The 4046-nt window shown below is 51.5% G+C and carries 3 protein-coding genes; all 3 read right to left on the bottom strand.

The window, feature by feature from the left end:
- A partial coding sequence (locus K2I50_RS10700) for a DUF4954 family protein (protein WP_301026338.1) occupies nt 1–1638 on the bottom strand: 1638 nt, incomplete at its 3' end.
- 59 nt (nt 1639–1697) lie between these two features.
- Nucleotides 1698–2948: a GTPase HflX gene (gene hflX / locus K2I50_RS10695; RefSeq protein ID WP_301026337.1), complete on the bottom strand. Its 1251-nt coding sequence runs from the start codon at nt 2946–2948 to the stop codon at nt 1698–1700.
- Between the two features lie 22 nt (nt 2949–2970).
- A partial coding sequence (locus K2I50_RS10690; protein ID WP_301026336.1) for a S41 family peptidase occupies nt 2971–4046 on the bottom strand: 1076 nt, incomplete at its 5' end.

Here is a 4046-nt window from a genome sequence, read left to right as displayed (position 1 = left end):
GTCGTATTGCGAGCCTTCGTAGTTTAGGCGTTCGGAAAGCTGTTCTACCGATGTTATTGTTCCGTCGATTATAGCGGTGAATATATCTTTGATTTTGCACTCCGGAACGATGAGCGACACGATGTCGGCCCAGTCGCCTGCTACATCTACCGGCTCTTCCTGTAGTTGTTCCCACAGGTTTTTCTCCGGGTCAAGAGGTGTATGGAGCAGTTTCTTCACGATTGTCTCTCCCATGAAATAATCGATAGCGAGAGCATAATATTCACGCCCCTTGCGTATGTATTCACGTTTAATCCTGAAGTTATGACGGCGGGGGTAGTCGTAGTTTTCGTCGGCTTCTATCTGTTCGAGCACTCTAAGGGCCCTGTACAATACAATTGCTGTAAGGGGGCTTGTAGATACCGTGTTGACATAATCGAGTTTGGGTATGTCGTGGCTTCGCTTGTCGCGGATACGCCATTTAAGTATGTCGCGTATGGTGCCGGCGGTCTTTACATTGGCGCCCGGATATATCAGGGTCTCTCCGTTGGGCTGGCCGATTGCATATGAGAAGGGGAGTGCCGACGTGTCGGGGTGACGGCTGTGCTTGCCCAGCACGAGAGTAAAGTCGCCGAAATGGGCAGGCCATATTATATAACTGTTGCTTCCGGTCTTGCAGCCATGCTCGAGTATGCCGTTGTGTATCGGTCCTGTACGGTATAAATGGTTGCTCTGGTTGGAGTTGGAACCGGCATTGAAAAAGGCGTAGTATCCGGCTATGAGCAGGGTCGACTTGTGGTGTGACACACAGTGTGGACCGGCGAATATACTGCACGACTCGCCGCATTCCATATGGCAGTTGGCGAAGAATACCGAATCGTGGGCCGTGAAGCCATTGCGTATCTGGCTTGCCTGGCCTACAAACGCATTGTGTACCAGCACTGAATTCTCTACCACCGCCTCCGACGATATTATGAAATTCTCGGCTATTACATTGCATCCTACCGTTGCCCGAAATCCGACTGTGCCGTTACTCAGAGCCGACGCTCCGCTTATAGTGGCACGGTCAAGGATACGTACGTTCTGTATCCTGGTTGTGTCGGTGATAGTCACATACGAGCCTATTTCGCCTGTGTCAGCCGAGTGCTCTTCTGCATAGCGGCGTATCATATTGTGGAGAGCCTCGATAAGCTGTGTGTTGTCGGCATAGATAGTCTGTAGGAAAGATATCTGTGCCGAGAGTTTGTCGTATATGAGGTTTACCCGGCTTCCGGTCTCTTCCATGACGTTTACTTTCACGCCGTTGCCAAAGGCCGTTCGACCGTTGCATATTATGGATCCGACGTTTGAGATACAGGTGTTTGAGCCTATGCGGTAGTTTACGATGCATTCGCGTATGTGGCTTATGCGCACATTGTCGCCAATCTCGCAGTCGCGCAGTGTGGCGCTGTATATTCCGGTAGGGAAGTCAAGACCGCCGAGCCCGCGCAAGGAGCCTTCGGTTATGCCGAGGCGTATGTCGCCTATGAATACGCAGTCGTGGTAGTGGCATGGCTGAAAAGGGTCGGCCACCTTCACGCGTACCCATTCGTTGCTGTGGCATCCGTTCTGCCGCAGTTGTGTGATTTCATCAATAGTAAGTTCTCTAAAATTAGCCATTGCTCCTTAGAATGCTGTGTGTAATCTGTTTATATTGTTAGTATTTTATTGCGATATAGTCATTCCTCGTCTGATGCCGGGGTGTCGGTCGATTCCAGGTCCTCATACGTCTGGTACAGAAAATCGTTGTACGGGAACCGCTGCATATGTACCTCGCGAGCCATATCGTAAAGCCTTTTCCGCAGTTCGGCGATGTTCGTCTGCTTTTTGGCGGAGATAAACACGCAGTTGTCGGACAGCTTTGCCATCCACGAGGCTTTAAGCTCGTCGAGCGACACATTGGCTTTCGTCCGCGGAGTCAGGTCGTCCTCGTCTTTTGGTGTGTAGGAGAATGCATCGACTTTGTTGAATACGACAATCATCTTCTTGTCGTTGTCTTTTCCGCAGATATCGGCAAGCGTGCGGTTGACTACCTCAATCTGTTCCTCAAACTGCGGATGGCTTATATCTACCACATGTACGAGTATGTCGGCGTCGCGCACCTCGTCGAGTGTCGACTTGAATGAGTTGACAAGATGGGTAGGGAGCTTGCGTATGAATCCTACCGTATCGGTAAGCAGAAACGGCAGATTGTCGATGATCACCTTGCGCACGGTGGTGTCGAGCGTGGCGAAAAGTTTGTTTTCGGCAAACACATCGCTTTTGCTCAGCAGGTTCATCAGGGTCGATTTGCCAACGTTGGTATATCCCACGAGCGCCACTCGGGTAAGTTTGCCTCGGTTCTTACGCTGGATTGATTTCTGCGAGTCGATTTTGGCAAGTTCGGCCTTGAGTCGCGAAATTTTGTCGAGGATTATACGGCGGTCGGTCTCGATCTGTGTCTCGCCGGGACCGCGCATGCCGATACCGCCACGCTGACGCTCGAGGTGGGTCCACATTCGTGTAAGGCGTGGGAGCAGATACTGGTATTGGGCCAGCTCGACCTGCGTTTTTGCATTGGCTGTCTGCGCGCGCTTTGCGAATATGTCGAGAATCAGGCTTGTGCGGTCGAGAATCTTTACCTTCAGTTCGCGCTCCAGATTGGCCACCTGCTTTGTCGTGAGGTCATCGTCGAAGATTACGAGGCCTATGCCGTTTTCCTCTACATATTGCTGTATCTCCTCGAGCTTTCCTTTCCCTACGAATGTGCGGGGATTGGGATAGTCCACTCTCTGGAGAAAACGCTTCTCTGTCACAGCTCCGGCTGTATCGGCGAGAAAAGCGAGTTCGTCGAGATATTCGTTGGCCTTGGCTTCCGGCTGTTGAGGAGTGATAAGTCCGACGAGCACAGTGCGCTCCGATATCGGATTGGAGATTATATCTTCTTTCATAATCGTATATTCGCTAAATGGTTCATTTCCCTTGGAGCAGGCGGTTATACTCTTCTGGTGAGTTGATGAGTCGCAACCCTTCGGTAAATGTCGGGTTGTGCATGTTGGCGATGCGGTAGTACGCTCCTGAATCGTAGAGATCGCGTGCAAGCATCGCTTTTACTACCATCGATATATATTCGCGGCTTTTCTCATATTCCTCCTGATTCATCTTCACACCCTCTGCCTCTGCATTCTTTGTAAGAGTTTCGAGCATCTCGGCTGTGACATTGAAGCGGTCGGCGAAAGCATCGACAGTGGGGTAGTCGTGGAGTAGTGAGGCGCGATGGCTGTCGATATATCCGATTGTATATTTTACAATCACGCCCTTGGCGATAAGGTCGCGGTAGTATGGTGTGAACCATGCCGTGTCAAGCGGCACTGACACATCGGGCATTATGCCTCCGCCGCCATACACCGTGCGACGGTTTTTCAGAGTGGTGAAGCGCAGACTGTCGGGCATTACCTTGCGCAGGCTGTCGGGATGCATGAGCTCGCCGGAGTCAAAGCGTTTTTTGATATCAAGCGCATACTCGTCGGTTTCACCCTTTACATACGGTTTCTGTATGCAGCGTCCCGACGGGGTGTAATATTTTGCTACGGTAAGACGTATCATTGACCCGTCGGGAAACGGGAACGGTCGTTGTACAAGCCCTTTGCCGAAAGTGCGGCGTCCGGTTATTACTCCGCGGTCGTGGTCCTGGAACGCTCCTGAGAGAATCTCGCTGGCCGAGGCCGAATACTGGTCGACAAGCACTACCACACGCCCGTCGTGAAAGTCGCCGTCGCGTGGCGCGCGATATGTATAGTTGGGAGTCTTGGGCCCTTCGGTGTATACTATCATGTCGCCCTTGTCAAGGAAATGTGCGGCAATCTCCTGCGCTGCATTCAGATATCCGCCGCCATTGCCCTGAAGGTCGATGATGAGATTTTTCATCCCCTCCTTTTTCAGTTTTTCAAGAGCTTCCAAGAATTCCTTCGGAGTCTGCTCGGCAAAGCGCGAGATACGTATATATCCCGTTGTGGGGTCGGCCATGTAGCTTGCGTCGACACTGTATA

It is taken from the genome of Muribaculum sp. (assembly GCF_029051885.1).
In the GTDB taxonomy this organism is placed as follows: Bacteria; Bacteroidota; Bacteroidia; order Bacteroidales; family Muribaculaceae; genus Muribaculum.
Note: the sequence above shows the minus strand (reverse complement) of the source record. Positions and strands in the feature narration are given on the sequence as shown.